General features: G+C 67.7%; 26 protein-coding genes, 1 tRNA gene and 1 pseudogene. 10 read left to right on the forward strand and 18 right to left on the reverse strand.

The annotated features are described in order from the left end of the window. Positions 1–6: 6 nt before the first annotated feature. The 9 genes from U9J23_RS20270 to U9J23_RS20310 all read right to left on the reverse strand — a co-directional run bounded on the left by U9J23_RS20270 (position 7) and on the right by U9J23_RS20310 (position 7465). On the reverse strand, positions 7–1206 hold the full coding sequence (locus U9J23_RS20270) for a MalY/PatB family protein (protein ID WP_059383827.1): 1200 nt from the start codon (positions 1204–1206) through the stop codon (positions 7–9). Positions 1207–1249: 43 nt separating this feature from the next. Further along, a complete protein-coding gene (locus tag U9J23_RS20275) occupies positions 1250–1897 on the reverse strand; it encodes a phosphate signaling complex PhoU family protein (protein ID WP_059383826.1) in 648 nt (215 codons plus the stop codon). A 73-nt stretch (positions 1898–1970) separates the two neighbouring features. Then, positions 1971–2129, reverse strand: a complete 159-nt coding sequence (locus U9J23_RS20280) for a hypothetical protein (RefSeq protein WP_153811627.1) — start codon at positions 2127–2129, stop codon at positions 1971–1973. A 118-nt stretch (positions 2130–2247) separates the two neighbouring features. After that, complete coding sequence (locus U9J23_RS20285) at positions 2248–3765, reverse strand: hypothetical protein (RefSeq protein ID WP_272268094.1); 1518 nt, start codon at positions 3763–3765, stop codon at positions 2248–2250. A gap of 92 nt (positions 3766–3857) precedes the next feature. Next, complete coding sequence (locus U9J23_RS20290) at positions 3858–4652, reverse strand: hypothetical protein (protein WP_059383824.1); 795 nt, start codon at positions 4650–4652, stop codon at positions 3858–3860. Positions 4653–4783: 131 nt separating this feature from the next. Then, positions 4784–5440 (reverse strand): hypothetical protein, encoded by a 657-nt coding sequence (locus U9J23_RS20295; protein WP_326600099.1) that lies wholly within the window; start codon positions 5438–5440, stop codon positions 4784–4786. A 107-nt stretch (positions 5441–5547) separates the two neighbouring features. Then, complete coding sequence (locus tag U9J23_RS20300) at positions 5548–5874, reverse strand: SelT/SelW/SelH family protein (RefSeq protein WP_326600101.1); 327 nt, start codon at positions 5872–5874, stop codon at positions 5548–5550. Positions 5875–6092: 218 nt separating this feature from the next. Then, entirely contained in the window at positions 6093–6254 is a 162-nt protein-coding gene (locus U9J23_RS20305) for a hypothetical protein (RefSeq protein WP_016696211.1), read from the reverse strand. Between the two features lie 83 nt (positions 6255–6337). Next, positions 6338–7465, reverse strand: a complete 1128-nt coding sequence (locus U9J23_RS20310; protein ID WP_106201660.1) for a glycosyltransferase family 4 protein — start codon at positions 7463–7465, stop codon at positions 6338–6340. Between the two features lie 151 nt (positions 7466–7616). Here U9J23_RS20310 and U9J23_RS20315 point away from each other — a divergent pair, with 151 nt between their 5' ends. Genes U9J23_RS20315 through U9J23_RS20330 form a run of 4 tightly spaced genes read left to right on the forward strand, consistent with a single transcriptional unit; the run spans position 7617 to position 14198 of the window. Further along, positions 7617–9605: a hypothetical protein gene (locus U9J23_RS20315; RefSeq protein ID WP_326600105.1), complete on the forward strand. Its 1989-nt coding sequence runs from the start codon at positions 7617–7619 to the stop codon at positions 9603–9605. 5 nt (positions 9606–9610) lie between these two features. Continuing rightward, positions 9611–11095: an archaeosortase/exosortase family protein gene (locus U9J23_RS20320; RefSeq protein ID WP_326600107.1), complete on the forward strand. Its 1485-nt coding sequence runs from the start codon at positions 9611–9613 to the stop codon at positions 11093–11095. Continuing rightward, the gene (locus U9J23_RS20325; RefSeq protein WP_326600109.1) at positions 11080–12555 is read left to right on the forward strand and encodes a glycosyltransferase; all 1476 of its coding nucleotides are present in this window, start codon (positions 11080–11082) and stop codon (positions 12553–12555) included. Before U9J23_RS20320 ends, U9J23_RS20325 begins: the two co-directional genes overlap by 16 nt. Continuing rightward, the gene (locus U9J23_RS20330) at positions 12552–14198 is read left to right on the forward strand and encodes an ABC transporter (RefSeq protein ID WP_326600111.1); all 1647 of its coding nucleotides are present in this window, start codon (positions 12552–12554) and stop codon (positions 14196–14198) included. Before U9J23_RS20325 ends, U9J23_RS20330 begins: the two co-directional genes overlap by 4 nt. Here U9J23_RS20330 and U9J23_RS20335 read toward each other — a convergent pair. The 3 genes from U9J23_RS20335 to U9J23_RS20345 form a co-directional block, all read right to left on the reverse strand. After that, positions 14190–15254 carry a beta-mannosidase gene (locus tag U9J23_RS20335; RefSeq protein ID WP_326600113.1) on the reverse strand — a complete coding sequence of 355 codons (1065 nt, stop codon included), beginning with the start codon at positions 15252–15254 and terminating at the stop codon, positions 14190–14192. The two genes, U9J23_RS20330 and U9J23_RS20335, sit on opposite strands and share 9 nt — an antisense overlap. Before the next feature lie 88 nt (positions 15255–15342). Next, positions 15343–15933 carry a dCTP deaminase gene (gene dcd / locus U9J23_RS20340; protein WP_059383816.1) on the reverse strand — a complete coding sequence of 197 codons (591 nt, stop codon included), beginning with the start codon at positions 15931–15933 and terminating at the stop codon, positions 15343–15345. Between the two features lie 34 nt (positions 15934–15967). Beyond that, positions 15968–16603, reverse strand: a complete 636-nt coding sequence (locus U9J23_RS20345) for a TetR/AcrR family transcriptional regulator (protein WP_326600116.1) — start codon at positions 16601–16603, stop codon at positions 15968–15970. Between the two features lie 109 nt (positions 16604–16712). Between U9J23_RS20345 and U9J23_RS20350 the strand changes: the two genes are divergently transcribed. The 3 genes from U9J23_RS20350 to U9J23_RS20360 all read left to right on the forward strand — a co-directional run bounded on the left by U9J23_RS20350 (position 16713) and on the right by U9J23_RS20360 (position 18003). Continuing rightward, positions 16713–17537, forward strand: a complete 825-nt coding sequence (locus U9J23_RS20350) for an oxygenase MpaB family protein (RefSeq protein WP_085469816.1) — start codon at positions 16713–16715, stop codon at positions 17535–17537. An 87-nt stretch (positions 17538–17624) separates the two neighbouring features. Continuing rightward, positions 17625–17695, forward strand: a tRNA-Gly gene (locus U9J23_RS20355). A gap of 173 nt (positions 17696–17868) precedes the next feature. Next, positions 17869–18003 carry a hypothetical protein gene (locus U9J23_RS20360; RefSeq protein WP_016696222.1) on the forward strand — a complete coding sequence of 45 codons (135 nt, stop codon included), beginning with the start codon at positions 17869–17871 and terminating at the stop codon, positions 18001–18003. Positions 18004–18112: 109 nt separating this feature from the next. Here the strand turns inward: U9J23_RS20360 and U9J23_RS20365 are convergent, their stop codons facing one another. The 4 genes and pseudogenes from U9J23_RS20365 to ahpC form a co-directional block, all read right to left on the reverse strand. Further along, positions 18113–18601 (reverse strand): gluconokinase, encoded by a 489-nt coding sequence (locus U9J23_RS20365; protein ID WP_226950002.1) that lies wholly within the window; start codon positions 18599–18601, stop codon positions 18113–18115. Between the two features lie 70 nt (positions 18602–18671). Further along, a pseudogene (locus tag U9J23_RS20370) lies at positions 18672–19558 on the reverse strand (hypothetical protein). Positions 19559–19764: 206 nt separating this feature from the next. Next, entirely contained in the window at positions 19765–21360 is a 1596-nt protein-coding gene (ahpF, locus tag U9J23_RS20375) for an alkyl hydroperoxide reductase subunit F (protein ID WP_059383812.1), read from the reverse strand. 146 nt (positions 21361–21506) lie between these two features. Next, entirely contained in the window at positions 21507–22070 is a 564-nt protein-coding gene (gene ahpC, locus U9J23_RS20380; RefSeq protein ID WP_059383811.1) for an alkyl hydroperoxide reductase subunit C, read from the reverse strand. 214 nt (positions 22071–22284) lie between these two features. Here ahpC and U9J23_RS20385 point away from each other — a divergent pair, with 214 nt between their 5' ends. Further along, positions 22285–23085: an alpha/beta fold hydrolase gene (locus tag U9J23_RS20385; protein ID WP_272268086.1), complete on the forward strand. Its 801-nt coding sequence runs from the start codon at positions 22285–22287 to the stop codon at positions 23083–23085. Here the strand turns inward: U9J23_RS20385 and U9J23_RS20390 are convergent. Beyond that, positions 23073–23315 carry a DUF2630 family protein gene (locus U9J23_RS20390; protein WP_059383810.1) on the reverse strand — a complete coding sequence of 81 codons (243 nt, stop codon included), beginning with the start codon at positions 23313–23315 and terminating at the stop codon, positions 23073–23075. The two genes, U9J23_RS20385 and U9J23_RS20390, sit on opposite strands and share 13 nt — an antisense overlap. 100 nt (positions 23316–23415) lie before the next feature. Here U9J23_RS20390 and U9J23_RS20395 point away from each other — a divergent pair, with 100 nt between their 5' ends. Then, entirely contained in the window at positions 23416–23838 is a 423-nt protein-coding gene (locus U9J23_RS20395) for a hypothetical protein (protein WP_059383809.1), read from the forward strand. 92 nt (positions 23839–23930) lie between these two features. On the opposite strand, the gene U9J23_RS20400 is transcribed toward U9J23_RS20395, so the two are convergent. Beyond that, on the reverse strand, positions 23931–24437 hold the full coding sequence (locus U9J23_RS20400; protein ID WP_272268085.1) for a VOC family protein: 507 nt from the start codon (positions 24435–24437) through the stop codon (positions 23931–23933). Positions 24438–24677: 240 nt separating this feature from the next. On the opposite strand from U9J23_RS20400, the gene U9J23_RS20405 reads away from it, so the two are divergent. Continuing rightward, positions 24678–25106, forward strand: a complete 429-nt coding sequence (locus U9J23_RS20405) for a hypothetical protein (protein ID WP_272268082.1) — start codon at positions 24678–24680, stop codon at positions 25104–25106. Position 25107: the final 1 nt, after the last annotated feature.

Raw genomic sequence — 25107 nt, forward strand, 5'->3', positions numbered from 1 at the left:
CGACGATCAGGCGCCGAGCGCGTCGGTGATCCCGTCGAGGATCCGATCGAGGATCGGCCCCGACGTCGCGAAGTTGATGCGCAGGAAGTTGCGTGCGCCCGACCCGAACCGCACCCCACCGTCGGCGAGGACACGTCCCCGCTCGCGGACGGTCGACACCGGATCGTCGATGCCGAGCGGCCCGGTGTTCAACCACGTCAGGTAGGTGCCCTGCGGCAGGTGGTGCCGTAGGTCCGGGATCCGTTCGCGCAGAACCTCGTCCACCCGTCGACGGTTCCGGTCGAGGACCTGCAGCAGGTCGCGCTGCCACGCATCGCCCTCCCGCCACGCGGCGAGCGTCGCGACCACTCCCGGCACCGACACCGTCCCGTACAGGTCGAACGGCTCCGCGTCCCGGCGCTTCAACAGGGTCTCGGAGCCGTAGTGCACCACCGCGCACCGCATCCCCGCAAGGTTGAACGCCTTGCTGGCGGAGGTGAGCGTCACCGTGCGGGCAGCGGTCTCCGGCCCGAGCGAGGCGAACGGGATGTGCCGGTGCGGTTCGTAGATCAGCTCGGCATGGATCTCGTCGCTGACGACGAGCATGTCGAACCGTTCGGCGAGATCGGCGATCCGTTCGAGTTCCTCACGCGTGAGCACCCGTCCGGTGGGGTTGTGCGGGTTGACGAGCACCAGCACCCGCGGGCGACGCCGTGCCACCAACGGCTCGAACGTGTCGAAGTCGAGCACCCACCCGTCGCCTCGGTCGACGAACGGAAAGTCGATCTGCTGCAGACCCATCCGTCGCAGTGATGCCAGGAACGGCGGGTAGTTCGGTGTCTGGATCGCCACCGCATCCCCGCGCGTGGTGCTCAGGTGCAGCACGAGTTGCAGGGCCTGGATGAGATCCGTCTGCTCGCGGACGGCTCCGGGATCGGGTTCCCATCCGTAGCGCGTGTGCATGCGTTGCGCGAACTCCTCGCGCAGCGGCGTGCCGTCGAACCAGTCGGGATAGCCGAGATCGCTACGGTCGACCAGTTCGTGCAGCGCACGTGCGATCGGCGGTGCGACCGGGAAATCCATGTCGGCGACCCACGCGGGTGCCAGCCCGTCGGCGGCCGCCCGTGCCCACTTGGCACCGGACCGCGCCGACAGGGCGTCGAAGTCGAGGTCGTCGAACCCGGGCACCCCAGGACCGCCGACCGAGAGGCGCTCGTCGCTGGTCATGAGGATGAGAATCGCACGGTTCGCGGCGCTCCGCGCGCCGAAGTCAGGCGGCCGGTCGCTGGCCCGTGACGAAGAAGATCAACCGATCGGCGACGTCGACGGCCTGGTCGCCGAAACGCCCGTAGAAACGCGCGAGGAGTGCGGTGTCGACCGCGGTCCGGATGTCGCCGTCCCATTCGGGGCTCTCGAGCAGGGTGAGCAGTCGCGAGTGCACCGCATCGAGTTCGGTCTCGATGGCGTGCGTGCCCTTGATCGTCTCGAGGTCGAAGTCGGTGAACGCGTCGCGCAGGATCGCGACGATCTGCGCGGCGAGTTCGGCCATCCGGCGAAGATCGTCGCGCAGGAGATCGGACACCAGCGACTCGGGATGGCGACGCCGTACGACCCGCGCGATGTGCAGGCTCAGTTCGCCCATCCTGGTGAGATCGCCCGTGATACGAACCGCGGAGAAGACCAACCGCAGGTCGGCGGCCACGGGACCCTGCAGGGCGAGGATCCGTACCGCTCGCTCGGAACAGTCGGTGTCGAGTTCGGCGATCCGTGCATCGAGATCGAGGGCGGCCTGGGCTGCGTCGAGATCGGTGTCGAACAGGGCGCGAGTGGCCAGGTCGAGCCCTTCGGCTGCGACCGCCGCGAGCTCACCGAGACGTTCGACCAGGTCGTCGAGCTGTCCTCGGAACAACTCCCTCATGTCTCGCTCCCTCCGTCGCCCGGTTCACGGCACGTGTACCCGGCTGGTCCTCTTTGCAGTCCTGGAGAGGAGCCTAACGGCGCGCGTCGACGACACTCTCGGTGGCGACGTCCTCGGAGGGCGATGCGGAGCCCGCACCGTCGTCCATGCGGGCGAGATGAGCCTTGATCCATTCGGTGCTTCCCGGCGTCGCGGTGCTGTGCTGCGGTGTGCCGGCAATGCAGATAGACAAATTGTTTTCCTCGTCGTGACGCCGATGTGCTCGGCTGCGCAGGCCACACCCATCCCCTGGAGTGACCGCCATCACTATAGCCTGTCGGCGCGAAGCTTCAACTCGGGCGGGAACGCGGTCAGTAGCGCAACGTCTCCCGAGGTTCGCCGTAACCGTTCTGCTCGGGATGAGCGTGCCCGTCCCGGTAGCCCTGCTGGTCGGCGTATCCGTAGTCGTGCCCCTCGTCGTAGCGGTACTGCCGGTAGGCCGAATCCTGGGGCGGGACGAACAGCGACTCGGGTTGCGACGGCACCGGCTGCGACGGCACCGGCTGCGGAGCCCGGTGACGGTCGTCGGGCACCGGTCGCGGCGCAGGCGCCGCGGGTGCAGGTGCAGGTGCAGGTGCGGCGGCCGGGACGGGAGCCGGGGGTTCGGGAGCCGCCTCCACGGCCGTTTCGCGGCGCCGGGCCGGAAGCACGGGCACCAACTCGCGTCCTGCACCGAGCACGACGAGACGCGTGGGCACCTCGACCTCGGCCAGGGCACGCAATGTGTCCTCCGCCTGCGCTCGCTCCTCGGCCCCGGCCTGCAGCACGATCACGGCGAGCGCGAGCCCCTCGGTCTTCGCGCGGGTCCACCACTGCTCCCCGACTCCGCAGCACACGATCCGGTCGCGGGCATCGCCGAAGGCGTCGGTCTCGACGGTCACGCCCTCGCCGGTGAGGAGGAGGATGTGGTCGCCGAGGGAGGCGCGCTGCCCGAGCATGACGATCGTGTCGAGAGGAAGCGTCTCCCGATCGTCGCGCTCGATCTGCACAGCTGTCCGGTGGCGACGCGCGACCCGCCGGGCCCAGGCCGGGCTGTTCGACGCTCCGAAGCGTCCGTTCAGCGCGACCAGCAACTCCGCGACGAGGACGAACACGGCGAGGAAGGCGACCGCGGCCTCGGCACGCGGCATCGGGGACACCTTCGTCCCGGTACCGGCGGGCATCGACAGCACCTGGAGGTATTCGAGGCTCGCACCCGAACGCGCCTGCCGGAGCTGCTCGAGCCGCGCATCGAGTTCGGTCTGCACCACAGGGTCGGCTGCGCCCTCCTCGTCGGCCGCGATACTCGCGGCGAGGTCGGCACGCAGACCGGCGACGACGGCGTCGAGTTCGGCGATGCGCGCGTCGAGGGCGACGCGATTGCGTTCGGTCTGCGCGCGGTCGAGCTGCGTGACGACCGTCTGCGCGAGCCGGTCGGCGTCGGCCTGCGAATCGTCGCGGGCGGTCACGGTGAGCAGGGTGGGCGACGAGCCGTAGCCGACGTCGATCCTCGACGGCAGCTTCGCGGGGTCCTCGTTCGTCTCGGCTGCGATCGCGGCCACGACCGCCGAGTCCTGTGACAGCGCGACATAGGGGGCGATGAGCTGCCCGAGGGTCGCGTCGTTGCCGGACACGGATGCCGACGAGCGGATCTCCGCGACGAGCGACGACTCGTACACCCCGGGGCCGCTGTCGCGGACGAAGAAGACCGCGACCGCGGCGAGCGCGGCGACGAGTGCGGCGGGCACGGCCACGCGAGCGAGATCGCGGGCATGCCCCACAAGGTCGACGGTGGGAGGAACACCGAGCTCACGACGCAGTTCGGCGTCGCGGATGCTTCGTTCGGACACGATGCACAGGCCTTTCGCTGTCGCCCCGGGGAGTGGGCACGTCGCCAGTGTGTCGCGACGAATCGGGCAAATGTTACCGACCCGTACGTCCGTCAGCTGCCGAGCAGCCAGCGCGGACGGGACCACATCTGCCAGGTCTCGGCGACGCGCGCTCCGGCCGCGAGATAGAGCGGGGTGACACGCGGCCTGGTGAGTCCGCACATCGCGACCGGGCCGCGCTGCGTGTGGGTGTGGGCGGCGCCGGCCCGGATCAGCCGGTTCGCGTATCCGCGACGTTGCCGGCCGGTGCGGGTGCCGAGCGACCACACCGTCCGGATCGGTCCGCTGTCGACGAGCAGGGTGCAGGACTGCAGAGTTGCAGTCCCGCCGTCCGCATCCGCGTCGTCGAAGATCCCGATCACCTCGACGCCGGGGGTGCGGGCGACGACGTCGGCGTAGGCGACCGCGGCGGTCCCCGGGGCGATCCCGAAGGTCGCGGCGGCGAGTTCTCGGGCATGCACCATGCCGTCCTCGTCGAGAACCCGGAAGCCCGGATCGATCGGAGCGTCGTGGGCGACGAGGTAGGTCAGGTCCAGCGAACCCGCACATACCCAGCCGTGGTCGGCGAGAACCTGGGCGGCGCCGAGGCCGTCCCCGGCGAGCAGGACGATCGACGGGTGACCGGCCTCCGTCAGCGTCTCGTAGACATGGTGGGCGTGGGCGGTCACGTCGCCGCCGTGGACGAGGGCGAGGTTGTAGTCGGGGTCGGGGGCTGCGGTGATGCCGATCCACCAGCCGTCACCCTCGGACCAGTGGCCCCCGGACGTCAGCGGCCGCATGCTCGCGCCGTACGCACGTCGCAGTTGCGGCGACGATGCGAGACCCGTCGCGATCGAGGCGGCGTCCACCCCTTCTCCTTCCACTGCCGCAGGAATTGTCCCCGGACCACATCTACAGGGCCGGCACGAAAACGGCATCGGCGGCACCCACTGGGGGTGCCGCCGATGTCGTCACGTGCGGATCGGAGTGTGGACTCCGATCAGAGGTAGGCGCCGATCAGGTCGCGCAGGAACTTGATCACGAACTGGAGCGGGTCGACCGGCTCCGGCTGCGACTGGGGTGCCGGCGGAACACTGTCGGCCTGGGGCGCGGCCTGACCCTGCGGTGCGGGCGCGGACTCGGCCTGCGGCGCGAACTGTGCCTGCGGAGCCGACTCGCCCTGCGGTGCGGACTCGCCGCCGCCGACCGTCACGGAGATGCCACCGGTGAAGGGGCGGCCGGACGCGTCGAAGATGTTCTCGTACTGCGTACCCGAGGCGTCCTGGCATCCCCAGAAGACGTTGTAGGTGCCGTCGGTGATCGCCTCCGGACCGGCCTGCGAGGGTGCGCCGTCCTTGATGTACAGCGCGCTCGAGGTGCTCGTGTTGGTCACCGAGAAGCTCGTGCCGGCGGGCTGCGCGTCGATGCGGCCCGACGGATCGGCCGTGTCGACGGTGCCCGGCTTCAGGACGTAGGTGACGCAGGTGACGCCGCGGTCGACGTCGGCGCGCGTCAGATCGAAGTCGACGACGATGGCGCCGTTCTCCGCCTGTGCCGAGACGCTCGGACCCGCAGCGGACGAGACGCCCGGAACGACCAGTGCCAGCAGTGCGGCACCGGAGGCCGCGACTGCAGCCTTCTTCGCAACAGAATTCATCGATTTTCCTCCCCGTATTCGATGTCGGCGACCACTTTCGCGAGCGGCACGCCGTCGACCGTGCCCGACGCGCGTAGAACGCGGGCACATATGCGAGAACGTTACCGCTATATGTCGTTGCTGTCGCGACGAGGTGGAGCGTCGGCCCGGGCGGTCCGATCCGCATGCCCGAGATCACGATCCGGCTCCACAAGATCACGCACTCGCTGCTTGAGCACGACGATCTCGGGAAAACCCTTGTCCTCCTTGCGGTCCCACACGACCGTGTCGTCGACGACGATGCAGAACACTCCACCCGTCCCGGGAACGAGCGCGACCTCGCCGAGGGTGGTACCGAAGGTGTTCAGCAGTTCCTGCGCCATCCATCCGGCGCGCAGCAGCCATTTGCACTGCGTGCAGTAGGTGATCGCGACGCGGGGAGCCTGCTCGGTCATGAGCGACAGGATATCTCCGCCGGAAACAGGCCCGGGAATAGGTGAAGCCCCGGCAATCGTGGTGGTGGATCGGCCGGGGCTTCTGCACGGACCGGTGATGGGGGGTAACCGACCCGTGCGGCCGTCCTCACATGGGGGGACAGGAGGACGACGCGGAACCGAGTCTAGACACGAGAAATTGTTACTCGCGAGTATCGCACAGGCGGACGTCCGGCGTGTCAGGAAGCGACGGGAGGATTCGCAGAATCGCGCTGCTCCCGCTGCATCTCGACGAGTTGTTCCTCCCTCTCGGAGACGAACAGGAACCGACCGACCGCGAGCGCGCCGAGAGCCGAGAGGCCCAGCCACGCCGCCAGCGCCGATGCGATCCACACCCACATGGCTCACAGTGTGCGCGAATCCGCCGAGAACACCAAACATCGGAGATCACAACATGGTTGCAAAAGCAATACTCGAGGACGCCTCACAATGTGACGCCCGTCGCCCACAAGGCGTTCACCATGGCCGGCAACGTGACTTCGATGTCGTGGCGCTCCTCCACCCGGCGACGCGCAGTGACGGCGAGGTCGTTCCGCAGGTCGGGATCGGACATCAGTCGCCGCAACGCCTCTGCCAGAGCCTTCGCATCGCCGGGTGGAACGAGCAGTCCCGCGCCGTCGGCCAGGTGCTCGGCGGTCCCTCCGTGATCGGTGCCGACGACGGGCACACCGTGCGCCATCGCCTCCAGTGCGACCAGCGGCCCCGCCTCCGGTGAGGTGCTCGCGGAGACCATCACGTCCCACACCGCGAAGACCTCGGCGGGATCGACCCGGCCCAGGAACGACACCCGTCCGCGCAGGTCGGGGGCCTCTGCCCGACGCCGCAGTTCGTCGAGGAAGGCTTCGTCGCCGGGGAACGGCTCCCCCGCCACATCGAGACGGATCCCGGGCACCTCCGCCACCGCCTCGAGAAGGACGCGGTGTCCCTTCCATTCCGTCACCGACGCGAGGATGCCCACCCGCACGGTCGAGGCATCGGGAGTCGAGCCCTCGGGAGATGTCGACCGGGACGGAACAGGCGGGATCGGGACGCCGTGCGATGCGACGACCACCGGATATCCGCATTCACGGACCGGCACGGCCGAGGCCCGCGAGACGGCGACCGCTCCACCCACGGCGGCTCTGCCCATCCGGGCGACGATGCGCTGCTTACGGGAGGACAGAGTGTCGTGCACCAGCCACCCGGCACGTTCACGGTGGGACGTGCCGAGCACGGCGAGCCGCAGGGACGGCAGTGCGAACAACGAGTTGCACACGACCCGCGGCCGCTCCGCGGCGAGCACGCGACGGAGCCTGCGCGCTCCCACCAGCCACCGCACCGGAAGACCCGCCAGGCCCGCGATCCGCCCGACTCCCCTCTGCCCCCACATGCCCAGCCGGGGCAACCGGACACGGACGCATCCGGCCGGGAGGGCTTCGGCGAGCGGCCCGTCGGGGCACGCCACCACGACCCGACGCCCCTGCGCGAGGGCGACGTCGACGAGCATCAGCATGACCTTCTCGGCACCCGACCGCTCTCCGGTGTGCGCGACGAACAACAGCGGATCGCTCACGGCTTCCGCCACGGGGCCTCCTGATTCGTCCGTTTCGGGGTCGTCGGCTGAAATCGGGCCCGGTCGTCGTTCCGTTACACCAGCGCAACATCACACCGAATTATCGTCGCATCTGCAATATTCGCGTGACCGGACGCAATACGCTCTTCGAGTGACATCCCCCCGAACCGGTCGCCGGTCCCGTCGTGCCCTCATGCTGGCCCTCGCTACCTCGATGACGTTGTGCGCGAACCCGATTACCGCCGCAGCGCAGGATCTCGAGGCGACGGAACCGACACCTCCGGGCGAGGTCGCATTCCCGACCCGCAATCTCGGGCTCGGGCCGAACATCGAATTCCGCGGCAATTCCGATGTCGTCACGCTCACATTTCCGGTCCCCGCCGGAAATACTCCCGCTTTCCTCGACACCACCGCAGAACTGCCCACGAACGTCGCGCGCGGATGGATCGACGTCGTCTCCGACGGGCGCCTGCTCACCCGCCTGGAACTGCCGGCCGGTGGGGACATCGTGCCGCTGTCGATCCCGCTCACCGGAGCGAAGGTGGAGAACGACGCCGCGGTGATCTCGCTCGATCTGCATCTGGTCGCCGTCGACAACATCTGCCCCGAGGACTGGACACTGGGTTCGGTACGTCTGCGCGACGGTGTGGTCCGGTACGCCGGCACACCCGCGGCGCCGCAGACCGTCGCCGACTACCTCCCGCCGATCCTCGATCGCCTCGAGTTGTATCTGGCCGAAGACCCCACGGACGCCGAAGCGAGCGTCACCCTCGACCTCGCGGCAACCGTGAGCGCCCGGTACTCCGGACGGCAGGTGCCCGTGGATGTCCGTGAGCTCCCGGCGAACGGCGTTCCCCCCGCCGCCGACACCCCGTTCGTCCGGCAGATCGTCGTCAGCGAGGCCGATGTGACGGGCGCGGAGGTCGTGCCGGTGCCCGATGGGCCGCCCGCCCTGTACGTCCGCGGCGACGCGGAGACCCTGCTCGACCAGGGGCGCCTGATCACCAGCGCCCTGTCCGGCTTCGCCATCGGTTCCGACGTCGCCGTCGGCGCGTTCGAGACCCGGCCGATCCTTCCGTCCGACTCGGCCACCCTGTACGACCTGCGGGTGTCCGACCTCGAGACGAGCGGCCTCGGCATCGCCGACGTGCACCTCTTCCTCGACCAGACCGAATTCGGGCGGCCGGTGCGCGACGTGAGCATCGACCTGCAGGGCTCCTACACCCCGCTCCCCGCCACCCAGGGCGGGTCGATCACCGTCTCCGTCGGCGACGTCATGCTCGATTCGTGGGCGGCCGACGGGAGCGGCGTCATCGACCGTGTCGTCACGGTTCCGAACTCGGCCCTCGGGCGCCTCACCGACGTCACCGTCGAGCTTCGCACCACCGGCGCCCAGGAACAGTGTGGTCTCCAACAACCGGTCACCCTGCGCATCGACGGCGACAGCCGTGTCTTCAGCACGCTCGCGGATCCGCCGCTCCCCGTCGGCTTCCCGTCGCTGCCCCAGACGCTGATGCCGAAGGTCGACGTCGCGACCTCCGATCGCAGCCTCGTCGATGTCTCCCGTGCCGTCGAACTCATTGCCGGACTCCAGTCGCTCACCAGCCGCCCGCTCGACCCCGAATGGGTGACGATCGACGAAGCGCTCGCCTCGTCGGGGCCGGCAGTGATCGTGGACGCGAACGGACTCCTCCCCGAAGCTCTGCAGTCGCAGCTGCCTCTCGTCCGCACCGAGGACCGTCGGTTCGAGGTCCGCAACGCCGACGGCGAGAGCACCAGCCTCACCTTCGGCACCGAGGTGGACTTCGCCTCGCTGCAGGTCGTGCGGGACGACGGACGCACCGTGCTGGTCGCCACGTCGACCGGCACTCCGGAGGAACTCGATCGGACGCTCGACTGGCTCTCCGCCGAGCCCGGTCGCTGGTTCGAACTCGAAGGCAGCGTGCTGTTCACCGCACCCGACCGCGAACCGATCTCCCTCGTCGATCCCCGGAGCCAGGACGACGACCTCGACGCGCCGTCGTCGGGATCGGACAGCACGGTGACCGCGGTGGTCGTCGCGGGTGTCGTCCTGCTCGTCGTCGGCGCGGCCGGCGCGGTGGTGTGGTCGCGGACCCGGCGCCGCCCGCAGTCACGGTGAAAACCATGACCGTGACAGTGGAGCAACCGTCGTTCACCGAACGGTTCTTCACGCGCGCGTTGCGGCACACCACCCGCCGGTGGATCGTGATCGTCGCCGCGACCGTGATCGCCTTCCACTCCACCTGGCTGCAGCTGATCGACGAGATCCGCGCGGGCACCACCGGCGGCTACGTCCTCATCGTGCCGCCGCTCGTCGCGATCGTCGCGATCGGCATCACGCGGCAACGCAGGAACGAGTTGCCGATCCACGACCGGCAGACCGACATCATCACGGCGGTGCTCCTGCTGCTGATCGCGCTCGCGATCAAGGGACTGCTGATGCCGCGCTACGCGACGAACTATCAGGTGATGCACCTCGACGTGCTCGCCGCGTGGGTGTTCGTGTGCGGGGCGTGCGTCGCGATGTTCGGCCTGCGCGTGACCGCGGCGTACTGGCAGGCGTGGGCGATGCTCTTCCTGAGCTCGCCCGTGCTCTACCGGATCGTGCTCGTCGAGGCCGGGGGCACGAAGCTCGCCGCGGGACAGGTCACGCTCGTGCTCGCCGCCACGGCCATCGGACTCGCGACGCGGCGCACCCGCGCCCGCGGATTCTTCTACGGCTCTGCGACATTCGTGACCGGACTTTTCGTGCTCATCCTGATCGATCAGCGGTGGCCGGACGCATCCATCGCCGTGTCCCAGTACGTGCCGGCGGTGATCGCGACGCTGGTCGTCGGTGCCGGCGCATATCTGTGGACCTACCGCGGGCTCGCCCCGCGCACGCTGCCGCCGAATCCGGTGTCGATTCCCCAGGCTGTGCGGGGCGCCCTGTGCATCGTGGTGGCCGCACTGCTCGCGGCGCTCGTGCCGCTGCCCGACCAGCGACTGACCCCTGTGTCGGAGGGACCGCCCTATTCGGGCACCGCCACACAGATCGTCCCACCCGGATGGGTGCAGTTGTCGTCCGTCGACTACGACTGGCCCCGTGCCTATTTCCGCCAGGGATCGGTCCTGCGCCGGCAGATGATCCGTGCGGAGGAACCGAATCCCGACTGGGACCGTCTGCTGCGCCCACGCACCGTCGCCGTACAGACCCTGCAGGTCCGCAGCCCGAACGCATTCGCGGTCTACCCCACCGAGTCGATGTACGAACTCGGCATGTCGCGCGTGAGCCCAAAGGAGTACGTCGAGCTGGGGCACGGGGTGACCGCCGAATACTTCACCGTCGTCGACGACAACCTGCTCCTGACGTGGAGCCTGCTCAGCTTCGTGTGGGTCCGCAGCGACACCGTCGCCCAGCGGGTGAGCCTGTTGACGGTGGACAACCACGAACTCGACGCGCCGTTCCCGCAACCCGAACCGAACACCGTCACCAATGCGCGCACACTGCTGCGGGTGCTGTTGCGCGGCAACGGCACCGTCGAGGACACCGAACCCGAGTACAAGGACCGTTCCATGCTGATCGAAGTGGGTCGCGAACTCGTGGAGGCACAATGGCAGGGCGAGTGAACGTCGGCTCCGGGCACGATGTTCCACCCGAGGGCACCGCGGAGTTCGACGCCTACCGGACCGCGGCCCTGCACGAGGCGGTGCACGGACTCCGCGAACGCAGCCCCGTCTCGTCGGCGTCGGTCGCGTTCGTCCCGTGGCAGAAGTATCTCGGATTCGCGCTCGCCGCAGCCTTCGTGCTCTCGCTCGTCGTAGCGACGAAACCGACCCTGATCGTCTTCACCGTGCTGTGTACCTTCGGGTACATCGCGACCCTCGCCGACCGGCTGCTGCTGTTCACCCGCGGCATGGCGCGCGACGCGCAGTTCATCGTCGACGACGAGGAAGCCCTGGCCCTCACCGACGATCAACTGCCGCCGTACACGGTGCTCGTCCCCGCTTACAACGAACCCGAGGTGGTCGGCGACCTGCTCGCCGCGATGGCCGCGCTCGACTATCCGGCCGACAAACTCCAGGTGCTGTTGCTGCTCGAGGAGGACGACACCGTCACGATCGAGGCCGCGGAGAAGGCCGGGCTCGGAGAGAGTGTCGAGATCCTGCTCGTCCCGGCCGCCGACCCGCGCACGAAACCGAAGGCGTGCAACTACGGCCTGCACTTCACGACCGGTGAGATCGTCACGATCTTCGACGCCGAGGATCTGCCCGAGCCTCTGCAGTTGCGCCGGGTGGTCGTCGTCTTCGACCGTCTCGGCGACGACGTGGCATGTGTGCAGGCGAAACTGGCCTTCCACAACGGAACCCAGAATCTGCTGACCGGCTGGTTCACCGCCGACTATGCACTGTGGTTCAACTTCATCCTGCCCGGACTGATGAAGTCGCACTCGCCGATCCCGTTGGGCGGCACGTCGAACCACATCCGCCGGTCGGTCTTCGACGACATCGGCGCGTGGGATCCGTACAACGTCACCGAGGACGCCGATCTCGGCGTGCGCATCGCCGAATCCGGCTACTCCACCGCGGTTCTCGACTCGACCACGCTCGAAGAGGCGAACAGCGATCCGATCAACTGGGTGCGGCAGCGATCCCGTTGGTACAAGGGCTATCTGCAGACCTGGTTGGTCCACATGCGCCGGCCCGTCCGGTTGTGGCGGGTGATCGGCACCGCGGGGATGCTGCGTTTCACGACCCTGCTCGCGGGCACGCCGATCATCGCGTGCCTGAACATGGTGTTCTGGATGACGACGCTGGCGTGGCTGCTCGGGCAGGCGGAACTGATCGAGGAGATCTTCCCCTGGTACGCCTATTTCCCCGCGCTGATCTCGCTCGTGTTCGGCAACGTCGCCGTGATGTACATGAACTTCGTGGCGTGCCGCGAGACGGGCCACTCGAACCTGTGGTGGCCGTGCCTGACCGTGCCGTTCTACTGGGTCCTCATGTCGATCGCGGCGATCAAGGGCACCTATCAGCTCATCCGTAACCCTTCCTACTGGGAGAAGACCTTCCACGGGTTGTCGTCGTGAGGGCCCGCAGCACGTGGGTGTTCTGGACCGCCTGCCTGATCTATCTGGTGGTGGGACTGTGGCTCGCGCTGGACGTGCAGTACTACCAGGGTGATTCGCTCAGCCGTGTCAGCGCTGCGCGGTCGGTGCTGCTCAGCCGCGACCCGCACCTCGCCGCCATCGGTTTCGTGTTCACACCCCTCACCGCGCTCGTCCAGGTGCCCCTCACGGGATTGTCGGCGTGGTTCCCGGGACTGTCGGCCTATGCGGTGACGGCCGTGCTCATGTCGGCGCCGTTCATGGCCGGCGCGGCGGTGCAGATCCACCGCATCGCGTGCGATCGCGGTTGCGCGCCGTGGTTCGTGTGGACGGTGACGGCGGTGTTCGCCCTGAACCCGATGATCGTCTACTACGGTGCGAACGGGATGAGCGAGGCGCCGTTCCTGTTCGCCTTGTGTTGGGCCGCGCGTCGTCTGATCCGCTGGTGCAGCACCGACGACATCCACGACCTGGCGCTGGCCGGAATCGCCCTGGCACTGGCGTATCTCGCGCGGTACGACGCGCTGGCCGTCGGTGGGGCGGTGACGGTCTTCGTCGCACTGCTCGTCCGGTACCGGTCGCGCCGATACGCTCCCGGCTCGGGATGGCAGCCGGCGATCATGGACGCGATCCTCGTCGCCGCTCCCCTCGCCCTGGCCTTCGTCGCGTTCGTCGTGACGAGCTGGCTCGTCACCGGTGAATGGCTCGCGCAGTTCACCTCGGCCTACGGCAACGCCGCCATCCTCGAGCAGAGCGGTGGCGGGTCGTCGGGCGGGCTCGGTGCGATCGCCTTCTCGCTCGCCGAGACCGTCGTGCTCGGACCGGCGCTTCCGCTGCTGATCCCGGTCGTGGCGGTGCTCGCATGGCGACGACGCGATCTCGAACCGCTCGTACCGTTCGTCGTCTTCGGCGCGGTACTGGGCTTCGCGGCCCTGTCCTATGCGCGCGGAATGACCTTCCCGTTCCTGCGCTTCTACATCTGCGCGATCCCGCTGCTCGCGGTGTGGGTCGTGCAACTGGCTCCGCGACGTGGACTGCTCACGGCGCGACGCCCCGGGCCGCATGCCGTTCCGAGGGCGGAGGACCCCAGCGGCGCAGCACCGCTGGGTGCGGTGCTCCTGGTGTGCAGCCTGCCCGTCACGTTCCTCGCGATGGGCTCGCCCACCCTGTCGCAGGAACAGCACGCGCTGCGCACGGTCCTGTTCCCGGACGACGGCGATCCGTCCGAGGTGCGTGAGCATCAGCGGCAGGTGATCGCGACGTTCTCCACGGAACGACGCACCGCCGAATATCTCGACGCGATGGACCTGCCGCCGGGCTCGGTGCTGATGGACACGGTCTACGGGTTCGCTATCTTCTCGGCCACCGAACGCCCCGAGACGTTCGTCATCCCTTCGGACTCCGACTTCACCGCCGTGCTCAACCGCCCCTCCGCCTCCGGGATCGAGTACATCTTGACCGTCCCCAACGAGGGCCGCGGAACGTCGGACGCCGTCAACCGCCGCTACCCCACCATCTACGAGACCGGCAGCGACATCGCGGTACTCGAACTCGAGATCCCCAACGACGGTGCCGACCAACCCGAGTGGCGCCTCTTCCGGGTACTCGACCGGACGTCACCCTGAGCGGTGGTGACGCCGTAGGACGTAGTGGACCGGGTCGTCCGGACCGATGTCGTAGGTGCACTCGTCCGGTCGCGGGTCGGGGACGAACGACCACATCAGTGCGCCGTCGGCCCCGAGATCGCGGTACTGCGTGAGCGTGTGGTCGACGATGTCGGCGCGTTCGCTCACCGCGCGGCACGAACCGGCCCGGACACCGAGTTCGGCGACGAGCATCGGCTTCGACAATCCGTCGAGTCGCCGTTCGAGGAACTGCGCGTCGTCGTAGTCGTGGTACTGCACCACGTCGAGGTGCTCGGCGTCGGTGACGGTCGCGAAATCGTCGCCGGCGGAACCGCACTGGTCGCCTCCGATGGTGCCGACGGTGACGAGCCGGTCCGGGTCGTGCTCGCGGACTATGCCGGCTGCTTCGTCGATCCAGCTGCGGAGCAGCCGAGCACCGCCGGGCAGGCACTCGCGTCGTTCGAGGGTGCACTCGTCGTCGGTGCAGGTCGCGGTCTCGGGTTCGCCGATCAACTCCCACATCGCGACCGTCGGCGACGAACCCCACCGTTCGACGGCGGTCGCGACCCAGTCGTCGTAGGCGAGCACATGACCCGGCAGCGGGTCGTGCCAACCGGCGTCGTACCAGTCCGCCTGCTTGTATCCACCCGCGTCGCAATCACTGTCCTGCGGGGCGAGCACCGGGATCAGGTACACCCTGTGCCGCTCGGCGGCATCGAAGACGGCATCGAGCGCCGTGAAGTCGAGCGTGCCGCCGATCCGGTGCACGGCGTGGGACTGGAAGGCGTCGAAACGTACGATCGAACGCGGCGCCAGCGTGCCGAAGAAGTCGTCGAGGTCCACCTCGGCACCGCATCCGTGGTTGACCTCCCAGCGGGTACCGAGCTGGTATGCGTTGAGTCCGGCGGGCCACCACGTCCGGCCGTCGAGGACGAGCCGGTCACCGTCGGCACGCACTACCGGGAGATCCTCGGGAGGCGAGGGGCGCGACGAGGTGTCCTGCGCGCAGGCCGCGAGCAGGAGCAGCAGTGTGGTGGCGACCGCAGCGACGCGCACGTGCAGAGATTAACCCGGGCGAGAGGGTGCCCGACCCGCACGGACGAGATTCACCCCCGGAGTTCGTCTGCGACGTGCGCAGGACCAACTAGCTGGGGCGCGCGTCGGGATGCTTGTGCACGAAGTTCAGGTACGCCTTCGACGGGGTGGGCCCGCGCTGGCCCTGGTACTTCGACCCGACCTTCGCGCTGCCGTAGGGGTGCTCGGCGGGGCTCGTCAGCCGGAACAGGCACAGCTGACCGATCTTCATGCCCGGCCACAGCGTGATCGGCAGGTTCGCGACGTTGGACAGCTCGAGGGTGATGTGCCCGTCGAAGCCCGGGTCGATGAACCCGGCCGTCGAGTGCGTGAGCAGACCGAGCCGGCCCAGCGACGACTTGCCTTCGAGGCGGCCGGCGAGGTCGGCCGGCAGGGTGCACCGCTCCATCGTCGACCCGAGCACGAACTCGCCGGGGTGCAGCACGAACGACTCACCCTCGGGCACCTGCACCAGCGACGTCAGTTCGTCCTGCTGCTTCGCCGGGTCGATGTGCGTGTAGCGCGTGTTGTTGAAGACGCGGAACAGGCTGTCGAGTTTGACGTCGACACTCGAGGGCTGCACGAGCTCCGGATCGAACGGGTCGATGCCCAGATGCCCGGAGGCGATCTGGGCGCGGATGTCGCGATCGGAGAGCAGCACGAGTAGAGGTTAACAATCGCCCGGCCGCGGGGTTCTACGTGGCCGAGTCGCGTCGCAATTGGGCCGACATCGTGATCAGCAGTTCGGTGCACTCCTCGACGACGTCGTCGTGGCTCAGCGGCACGGTGCCGTCGAGCCAGGCCGTCAGCGCCTGGGCGAGTCCGCCGACGACGTAGTGCGCCGCCAGGTCGAGCCGGGGGCTCGGGGTGATGGCGTAGATGTTCTCGGCCTGGGCGGTGACCAGCCCGGCGAACATGCGGGTCGAGTCGAGGCGCCGCTTCGCGAGCTGCGTGTTGGCCTGGCTGACGGAGAACAGCATGCGGCCGAGCCGCGGGTCCTCGTCGATCTCGCGGACGATGTTCTCGACGCAGGCCCGCACGATCGCGCGGTCGTCGTCGGCCGGCGCCGAGGCCACGGCGGCGAGCGTGCTCTCGGCGATGCGCTGGACGACGTGGTCGTAGACGGCACCGGTGAGCTCGTCGCGGTCGGCGAAGCTCTCGTAGAAGTAACGCGAGGCCAGACCTGCGCGCTTGCAGACACCGCGCACCGACAGGGTGGCTTCGCCGTCGGCAGCTCCGAGGAGATCGAGACCGGCCTCGATCAGCTGCGCTCGCCGATCGGCCTGTCGTTCCTCGCCTGCGCGTCCACCGTAGAGCCGTCCAGTTGCCATACCTCTATCTTCGCAGCGTCCGCTTTCCGTGCCGCGCAACCTCCGGTCTTTACCGTCGGCGCGCATCTGAGTACAGTCGTGGTCACTTCGAACGATGGAGGGACATTCGATGACGACGACCGTCGACAAGCCCGTCGGACTGGACGACACGATGGACGGGCTCGGCCTCGCCGCCGGAGCAGCGAACATCATCATGCAGCTGTCGTGGCCCGGCGTCGGCTACGGCGTCTACGAATCCCGCGTGGAATCGGGTCGGCTGTTCGACCACCCGATCAAGCGCACCCGCACCACCCTCACCTACCTCGCCGTCGCCATGCGCGGCACCGACGACGAGAAGCGCCTCTTCCGTCGCGGCGTCAACAAGGCACACGCGCAGGTGCGCTCCACCGAGTCGAGCCCCGTCGAATACAACGCGATGGACCCGGAACTGCAGCTGTGGGTGGCGGCATGCATCTACCGCGGATTCGAGGACGTACACCGCGCGCTGTACGGGCCGATCCCCGACGACGCGATCGAGTACTTCTATCGGAACGGCGCGACCTTCGGCACGACACTGCAGGTGCCGCAGCACATGTGGCCGGAGAACCGCGCGGCGTTCGAGCAGTACTGGGAGGACAATCTCCACAAGGTGAAGATCGACGACACGATCCGCGAGCATCTGCTGTCGATCGCCCGGATCGAGTTCCTGCCCCAGCCCGTCCCTGCCCTGGCCGGCAAGCTCAATCTCTTCTTCACGGCCGGCTTCCTGCCGCAGCTGTTCCGCGAGCAGATGCTGCTGCCGTGGACACCGCGCGACCAGCGACGCTTCGACCGCGTCATGCGAGCTCTCGGTGCAGTGAACAAGAGGCTGCCGGTCGCGGTGCGGGAGCTGCCCTACCGCGTGCTGCTGGCCGACATGCGGTGGCGGATCCGGACGGGCCGGTCCCTGGTCTAGGGGTCCCGCTATCGACCCGGGGAGTCTGCTACAGTTTGCTCCGAAAGCTCGGGCCGGCGTCGGTGAGAATCGGCAAAAGCCCAGCGTGCCGATGTAGTTCAATGGTAGAACATCAGCTTCCCAAGCTGAATACGCGGGTTCGATTCCCGTCATCGGCTCTCACACGAAGGCCCCGACCACACGGTCGGGGCCTTCGCCGTTGTGGGGTGGTCCGGACCCGCCGTTCCTGCCGCAGGACTCTCCCGGGACCGGCTCATGCGCGGATCACGGCCGACTCTCCCGTACTGTGGGGACATCGGGACCGTTCAGGTCTCCTATTGAGGGTGGCAGCATGGCCGACAAATCGCCTCGCAGTTCGATGTCCAAGAAGTCCGGCAAGTCGCTGAAGGAAAAGCGCGCCGAGAAGAAGACCCGGACCAACATCAAGGCCGACGCCGAGATCGTCGCGAACGTCAGGAAGCGCTGACGCGGTCACTGAACTTTCTGCACACGAAGGCCCCGACCACAGGTCGGGGCCTTCGTCGTATCGAGTCCGTCGTTGTTATCGATTTTTTCGCGTTCTTCGACAACAACACCTACCTCGACGGGCCTTCGAGGTACGCGCGGGCCGTGTCGAGGAGTTCGGGAAGTGAGCGGGTCGCGTCCAGGGTGACGCCGTGCTCGTCGGGTTCCAGGGGCTCGAGCGTCTCGAACTGAGAGGCCACCAGCGTCTCGGAGAAGAAGTGGCCGCCGCGTCCGCGAACCCTGGACCGCACGACGTCGACGGGTACATCCAGATGCAGGAAGACGGTCGGGGTGTCGGCACGCAGGATGTCGCGGTACGACCTCTTCAGCGCCGAACACGCGACCACCGGGGTCTCGACGCTTTCGGCAGCGGCTGCGACGGCACGCAACCACGGTTCACGATCGTCGTCGTCGAGCGCGCGCCCCGAGCGCATCTTCTCGATCGACGCGTCGCTGTGATAGTCGTCCGCCTCGATGAAGGCCCCGCCGATCGCGTCCGCGAGCTGCTTCGCGAAAGTCGTTTTGCCACATCCGCTGACGCCCATCACCACAACAGCCATGTCACATCGTAACGACGGGGAGGTTGTGGTCGCTTCCGGCAAGATTCTCGACCACAACCTCCCCGAAGTTTCACTCGAGGTACGACGCGTAGTCGGCGTAGGGCACCTGGCCCGTGGGGCTCGCCTTGATCGCCTCGGCCACTTCCGGCGGGATGGGCGCCCAGTAGGCCGGCATCGCGGCCGCGAGGGAAGGGCTCACGGCGTAGATGAGAGCGAAGTTCACGATCCACAGCGGCGGCGCCATCGACATGCCGACGGTCGAGACGACGTCGCCCTTCGTGTTGGTGACCAACTGGGCGGCGCCGGATATCTGTTGCGCCGCAAAACCGAAGGTCGCTTCGATCGGGTACGCCGACCGGTACAGCGCCACCAGCGTGTCCGTCGCGTCGTTGTTCCGCAGCCAGGTGTCGACATACCCGCCGGGCGCGATGAGCGTGTTCACCTGCCTCGTCGGCGCCGACGCGTTGGCCGGGCTCTGCAGCATCCCGTCGGGCGTCACGTAGAGGCCGTAACTACCCAGCACCGTCGGGATGGAGACACCGTTCACGTCGGAGTACATGGGGTGACCGGTCGTATTGATGAGGATGTCGATGGAACCCTGGATGATCTCGGCCGCTTCCTTGCTGCCGCCCACTCCCCCACCGGTGGTGAAATCACGGGCCTGCTGCTCGGACAACGCATCCTCCGGCCTCAACCCGATCTGCCGGGCGATGTCCTCGGCCCACTCCCGACCGAGCGGGGCGTGCAACTGGGACGGGTCGGTGACCTGCGTCGGCGCCAGATGCTCGTAGGCCGGTGCGCCGGAAAGGGAAGCGAGAATCCCGTGGACTCGTCCGCCGACGCCGCGGGATTCACCCACAGGGCGACCAGCCCCATGAGCGCCACCACCGAGGCGGCTCTGCGATACAGGCGTCCTTCGCGTCTGTGCCACCGTTCGGACTTCCGTGTGCTGCGCATAGGTCGACCTCCTGGGACACCGTCGCGATGGGGACACACGTGCGCATTTCAGTGAAGCGCCGGGGTAAAGAGCGCGTCAATGCCTGTGCGGGGTGAATTGGGGGAGGATATGGGCGATTTCCGCAGGATTTTCGACAACAACCTCCCCGAGAAAGCAACGTGGCCGCCACCCGGAAGGGGTGACGGCCACGGGGCTGCAGTGACGCCTAGACGGTCGCGGCGACCGCTTCCTCGGCCTGGGCCGGGGCGCTCGTGCGGATGAGGTGGTCGAACGCGCCGAGCGCGGCCGTCGCACCCGCACCTGCGGAGACGATGATCTGCTTGTACGGGACGGTCGTGCAGTCGCCGGCAGCGAACACGCCGGGCACCGAGGTGCGGCCGTGGTCGTCGACGACGATCTCGCCGCGCGGGCTGAGTTCGACCGTGCCGGAGAGCCACTCGGTGTTCGGCAGCAGACCGATCTGGACGAACACGCCGTCCAGCTCGAGGGTGCGCGACTCGTCGGTGGTGCGGTCGGTGTAGGTCAGGCCGGTGACCTTCGAACCGTCGCCGAGGACCTCGGTGGTCAGGGCGCTGACGACGATGTCGACGTTGGGCAGGCTGCGGAGCTTGCGCTGCAGCACCTCGTCGGCGCGCAGGACCGAGTCGAACTCGATGAGGGTCACGTGGGCGACGACGCCGGCGAGGTCGATCGCGGCCTCGACACCGGAGTTGCCGCCACCGATGACGGCGACACGCTTGCCCTTGAACAGCGGGCCGTCGCAGTGCGGGCAGTAGGTGACACCCTTGTTGCGGTACTCCTGCTCGCCCGGCACGTTCATCGCGCGCCAACGGGCACCGGTCGCAAGAACGACGCTGCGCGAGAGCAACCGGGCACCGTTCTCGAGCTCGACCTCGACGAGGCCACCCTCGGTGGGGGCCGGGGTGAGCTTCGAGGCCTTCTGGACGTTCATGATGTCGACGTCGTACTGGCGCACGTGGTTCTCGAGCTCGGCGGCGAACTTCGGGCCCTCCGTGTAGGGGACGGAGGAGAAGTTCTCGATGGCCATGGTGTCGAGCACCTGGCCACCGAAGCGCTCGGCGAGAACGCCGGTGCGGATTCCCTTGCGGGAGGCGTAGATCGCAGCGGTCGCGCCGGCAGGGCCACCACCGACGACGAGGACGTCGAAGGGGTCCTTCTCGCTGATCGCGGCGGCGGTGCGCTCGGCGGAGCCGCTGTCGAGCTTGCCGACGATCTGCTCGAGGTTCATGCGTCCGGAGCCGAACAGCTCACCGTTGAGGAAGACGGTCGGCACGGCCATGACCTGGCGTGCGTCGACCTCGTCCTGGAAGAGCGAGCCTTCGATCGCGGTGTGCTTGATGCGCGAGTTGGTCACGCACATCACGTTCAGGGCCTGCACCACGTCGGGGCAGTTCTGGCACGACAGCGAGAAGTAGGTCTCGAAGTGGAAGTCGCCCTCGAGGTCGCGCACCTGCTCGAGCAGTTCCACGGCCTCCTTCGAGGGGTGGCCGCCGACCTGCAGCAGGGCGAGCACGAGGGAGGTGAACTCGTGGCCGAGCGGGATACCCGCGAACTCGACCTCGACGTCGGTGCCGACCCGGCGGATCAGGAAGGAGGGGCGACGGGTGGCTTCACCGTCGCGCACATGGGTGACCAGATCGGACATGCCGGCGATCTGATCGAGGAGGTCGGCGAGTTCCTTCGACTTCGGCCGGTCGTCGAGGGACGACACGAGCTCGATCGGCTGGGTGACCTTTTCGAGAAGGGACTTCAACTGGGCAGCAAGGGAGGCATCGAGCATGAGGATTCACTCCAGAGGTGGAAGAACTGTGACCGGAAGAGATGGGAGTCGGCGAACTTCTCAGCTCGAGCCGAGCGGACCCGGACGGTGCCCGGTGGCACGGGACTTTCGATCCCGTGCCACCGGAACGAATTTCCGTCGACGAATCAGATCTTGCCGACGAGCTCCAGCGACGGAGCGAGGGTCTCGTCGCCCTCTTCCCACTTGGCCGGGCAGACCTCACCCGGGTGGTTGCGGACGTACTGAGCGGCCTTGACCTTGCGGACGAGCTCGGCGGCGTTGCGGCCGATGCCCTCAGCGGTGACCTCGGTGAACTGGACGACGCCGTCCGGGTCGACCAGGAAGGTGCCGCGGTCGGCGAGACCCTGGTCCTCACGGAGGACCTCGAAGTCGGTGCTGATCTGCAGGGTCGGGTCACCGATCATGGCGTACTTGATCTTGCCGATGGTCTCCGACGAGCCGTGCCACGCCTTGTGCGTGAAGTGCGTGTCGGTCGAGACGGAGAAGACCTCGACGCCGAGCTTCTGCAGCTCCTCGTAGTGGTCCGCGAGGTCGCCGAGCTCCGTCGGGCAGACGAACGTGAAGTCTGCGGGGTAGAAGAAGAAGATCGCCCACTTGCCCTTGATGTCCTCGTCGGACACGGTCACGAAGGCGCCGTCCTTGAAAGCCTCGGCCTTGAAGGGCTTGATCTTCTTGTTGATCAGCGACATGTAGAAACCTCACTCGTCTCGATGGGGTTGACGGCTTCGACGTTATCCGCGAACTATTAATTGTGCCAATCGATAGTTTCTAGAAATTCGATAAGCAAGGGCTATAACACGGCATTCGGCCAGGTCGTTGCTTTTCCTTCCTCACGAATGTGACAGAACACACAACCTTTGCGACAGAGCACTCCGGCCCGTCCGGAAGGGAAGAATGGAACCGATGCACCCACGACTGAGCTACCGCCGCACCGGATCCGGTGAACCCCTACTCCTCCTGCACGGCATCGGCGCCACGATGGACGACTTCTCCACCCTCGTCCCGCGTCTCGCCGAGCACTTCGACGTGCTGAACGTGGACCTACCCGGCCACGGTTCGTCGCCGAAGCAGAGCGGCCGACCCACCGTCGGCGCCCTCACCGACACCCTCGAGGCGGAACTCGACGCCCACGGACTCGACCGGGTGCACATTCTGGGCAACTCGCTGGGTGGGCGACTCGCGATCGAACTCGCCGTGCGCGGGCGCGCCCTCTCGGTGGTGGCCCTGTCACCCTCGGGACTCGGGTTGCCCCCGGAGCGGATCTTCCAGGGTGCGCTCATGACGACCGCGCGCCTGCTCAACAAGACCCGCAGCCCGTTCATCGAACCGATGTCACGCAGCGTCCTCGGTCGCACCGCGCTCACCGCGGGGCTACGTGCGATGCCGTGGAAGACGACCCGCGCCGAAGCACTGTCGGTGAAGGGTGGATTCGCGGAGTCGGACGGTTTCTGGTCGATGCTGTGGGACGCGATCCTGATCGATGTGCCGACGGGACTCGACCGGATCGACTGTCCCGTCACGCTGGGACAGGGCGTCCTCGATACGGTCGCGTCGGCGCAGACCGTGCGGTACGTCCCGCTGATCCCCGGGGCACGGTTCGTGCCGCTCCCCTGGGCCGGCCACGCGCCGCAGTCCGACTGCCCCGAGGCCATCGTCGACCTCGTGCGCCGGACCGCCGCGCGGGCGACCGTCTACTGCCGGTAGGACTCGACCTCATCGACCGGCCGCGCCTGGGCGGCGTCCGGGTCGTCACCGAACTCGGCCTTCGCGCGGCGCTGTCGTAGCAGGTCCCAGCACTGGTCGAGTCTCTTCTCGACGGCACGCAGGCGCTGCAGATCCTCGTCGCTCAGGCCGTCCGCGCCCGTCCGCGAACGCAGCGTCTTCTCCTCGTCCACCAGCTTCTCGATGTGCTGGAAGAGATCGTTCTCGTCCATGTGTGACTCCCTCGATGTGGTGTTCCGACGGCATAGCCTGATCGGCCCGGAGTGAAACCGCCGACGGTTTCGCACCGGGCCGGCCGGGTATCTCCTCGACATGAGCATCGAAGACGGTCCCGGCGACACCCTCAGCCCCAGCGAAGGCCTCGACGCCGACGAGGTGCGGAACGACGACGGCGACGAGGTCGTCGACCCGCCCGAGGACTGGAGTGCAGCCGACAAGTTCGGAACGACCCAGCGTGAGGAGCAGGAAGGCGAGTCGCTGGACGAGCGTCTCGCCGAGGAGGAACCCGACGTCGAACCCGCCGAGCCGCTGGACAAGCCTGTCGCAGCGACGCCGGAGGACGAACTGACCGAAGACGTGGACGAGGTGGTCGACGACGCCACCACCGGCTCACCGGAGGATCCGAAACTCGCGGACGTCGTCGACGGGACGATCGTGCAGGATTCGCGCGTCGACCGCGGTCAGGTCGACGGCGCTCCCGAGGACGGGGAGTCGATCTTCCCGATCGTGGAGTAGGAGTTCGACGAACAGACGAAGGGGAGGTTGTGTGCGTGTCCGTTCACCGGACACGCACACAACCTCCCCTTACTTCGTGCTGGAACTACGCGCTAGAGCACCTTCGAGCCGTACATCTCACCGAGCGGGTCGGCGATGAGTTCGAGGCGGGCTCCGTCGGGGTCGCGGAAGTACAACGAGACGTCGCTGTGTTCGACGAGCTCGACGCCCGCGGCGATGAGCTTGTCGCGCAAGCGCTCCCAGGTGGGCAGGGCGACGCTGATCGCGATGTGGTGCAGACCGCCGAAGACCTCCCGATAGGGGCCGACGTCGAGACCGGGGAAGTCGAAGAAGGCCAGCAGGTTGCCGTTGCCGATGTCGAAGAAGAAGTGCGACGACCCGGGGTAGTCGCGATTCTCGATCAGCTCCGTCAGCGGGAATTCGAGGAGATCCTGGTAGAAGCGCACGGTCCGTTCGACGTCGCTGCTGATCAGCGCGGTGTGGTGCAGTCCCCGCGCCGAGGACTGCGGGCGCGTGTCGGCAGGCTTCAGGTGTGCGTCGCGGATGAGTGCGCGCCGACGCTCGAATTCCTCGGAGCGCTGCTGCTCGTCGGCGATCATCGATCCACCTTCTTCCCGGTGTAGTTGCGTTCTCAACCACCAGGATGATCCCTACTAGTTGCGTTGTCAACTAGTTTAGCCGAGGTGGTAGCGCTTCGTGACCCGGGGAGTCACGGATCGGGTACGACGATCTCGTCGCCGTCACGTCTTCTTCACGAACATCCGATTCGCCCGTTCCCCCGGATATCGAGTGCGGACGATGAATACGTCGGGGACTCACCGCGGTTCCGAGGAGATCCCATGAACCATCGCAGGACCCTGCGTGCGACGGTCTCGTTGCTCGCACCGCTCGCACTGCTCGCCGGTTTCGCACCCGGTGCGGGAGCAGCGGACACCGACACCCGAGGAATGTGGACGGTCAGCACCCGCGGAGACACCGTGCTGCTCAAGTTCATCTACACGTCCCCGCCGGACGAGGACTACCCGCACTACTGCATCGCAGCCCTCGATACGGGTGTAGCCGGAACCGCCCAGATCTACTATGCAAACTACGAGATCATCGAGCTGGTCGGCGGACGCGAGGGGCGCAACGTCGCGACCGCCAGTTGCGAGGACAACGACGGGGAGCTGCGCCCGGTGGGCGCGATCGAGTTCGACCTGCCCGGCCCACCGACCCTCCACTACGTCGCTACGAAGCATTTCTGGTTCGACGACGCGGACGACGACTGAG

It is taken from the genome of Rhodococcus sp. PD04 (assembly GCF_035918275.1).
GTDB classification, from domain to species: domain Bacteria; phylum Actinomycetota; class Actinomycetes; order Mycobacteriales; family Mycobacteriaceae; genus Rhodococcus; species Rhodococcus rhodochrous.

Bases quoted from the DNA above. Each gene is read 5' to 3' on its own strand.
- U9J23_RS20400 (WP_272268085.1), bottom strand. From the start codon at position 24,437: ATGATCGCCGACGAGCAGCAGCGCTCCGAGGAATTCGAGCGTCGGCGC.
- U9J23_RS20305 (WP_016696211.1), bottom strand. From the start codon at position 6,254: ATGTGGGTGTGGATCGCATCGGCGCTGGCGGCGTGGCTGGGCCTCTCG.
- U9J23_RS20365 (WP_226950002.1), bottom strand. From the start codon at position 18,601: ATGGCTGTTGTGGTGATGGGCGTCAGCGGATGTGGCAAAACGACTTTC.
- U9J23_RS20395 (WP_059383809.1), top strand. From the start codon at position 23,416: ATGAGCATCGAAGACGGTCCCGGCGACACCCTCAGCCCCAGCGAAGGC.
- U9J23_RS20360 (WP_016696222.1), top strand. From the start codon at position 17,869: ATGGCCGACAAATCGCCTCGCAGTTCGATGTCCAAGAAGTCCGGCAAG.
- U9J23_RS20320 (WP_326600107.1), top strand. From the start codon at position 9,611: ATGACCGTGACAGTGGAGCAACCGTCGTTCACCGAACGGTTCTTCACG.
- U9J23_RS20275 (WP_059383826.1), bottom strand. From the start codon at position 1,897: ATGAGGGAGTTGTTCCGAGGACAGCTCGACGACCTGGTCGAACGTCTC.
- U9J23_RS20405 (WP_272268082.1), top strand. From the start codon at position 24,678: ATGAACCATCGCAGGACCCTGCGTGCGACGGTCTCGTTGCTCGCACCG.
- ahpF (WP_059383812.1), bottom strand. From the start codon at position 21,360: ATGCTCGATGCCTCCCTTGCTGCCCAGTTGAAGTCCCTTCTCGAAAAG.
- U9J23_RS20345 (WP_326600116.1), bottom strand. From the start codon at position 16,603: ATGGCAACTGGACGGCTCTACGGTGGACGCGCAGGCGAGGAACGACAG.
- U9J23_RS20270 (WP_059383827.1), bottom strand. From the start codon at position 1,206: ATGACCAGCGACGAGCGCCTCTCGGTCGGCGGTCCTGGGGTGCCCGGG.
- U9J23_RS20390 (WP_059383810.1), bottom strand. From the start codon at position 23,315: ATGGACGAGAACGATCTCTTCCAGCACATCGAGAAGCTGGTGGACGAG.
- U9J23_RS20385 (WP_272268086.1), top strand. From the start codon at position 22,285: ATGCACCCACGACTGAGCTACCGCCGCACCGGATCCGGTGAACCCCTA.
- ahpC (WP_059383811.1), bottom strand. From the start codon at position 22,070: ATGTCGCTGATCAACAAGAAGATCAAGCCCTTCAAGGCCGAGGCTTTC.
- U9J23_RS20350 (WP_085469816.1), top strand. From the start codon at position 16,713: ATGACGACGACCGTCGACAAGCCCGTCGGACTGGACGACACGATGGAC.
- U9J23_RS20295 (WP_326600099.1), bottom strand. From the start codon at position 5,440: ATGAATTCTGTTGCGAAGAAGGCTGCAGTCGCGGCCTCCGGTGCCGCA.
- U9J23_RS20325 (WP_326600109.1), top strand. From the start codon at position 11,080: ATGGCAGGGCGAGTGAACGTCGGCTCCGGGCACGATGTTCCACCCGAG.
- U9J23_RS20300 (WP_326600101.1), bottom strand. From the start codon at position 5,874: ATGACCGAGCAGGCTCCCCGCGTCGCGATCACCTACTGCACGCAGTGC.